This is a genomic window from Pseudoalteromonas sp. SIMBA_162 (genome assembly GCF_046535955.1).
GTDB lineage: Bacteria > Pseudomonadota > Gammaproteobacteria > Enterobacterales > Alteromonadaceae > Pseudoalteromonas > Pseudoalteromonas marina.
Genome location: NZ_JAWJBQ010000590.1, coordinates 1 through 262 on the forward strand (window position 1 = coordinate 1; position 262 = coordinate 262).

The 262-nt window shown below is 69.5% G+C and carries 1 protein-coding gene; it reads left to right on the forward strand.

Annotated elements, in window-relative coordinates; genetic code table 11:
- On the forward strand, nucleotides 1-262 hold a 262-nt coding region (locus R0J88_RS21045; RefSeq protein WP_410901033.1), incomplete at both ends, for a hypothetical protein.

A 262-nucleotide genomic window follows, 5' to 3' on the forward strand; every position in this document is an offset into this window, starting at 1 on the left:
CGAGGTGGAGCTGACGGCACAGCCGGGCCAGAGTCCCACGGCCCTGACTACCACGCGCGGTGAGCCGGCGGCCGACAATCGCCATCTGCTCGGCGAGCTGATGCACGAGGAGGTGCGCCGTGTCGCCTCGGGTGAGGGGGATGACGCTCGCCAGCAATGGTGGTTGCTGCAGACATCCTCACGTGACGGGGCCGCGGCCAGCTGGCAGTGGCTGCCGGAGACGCTGCTCGACAGGATGACCTTCCCCAGCCAGGCGCTGATG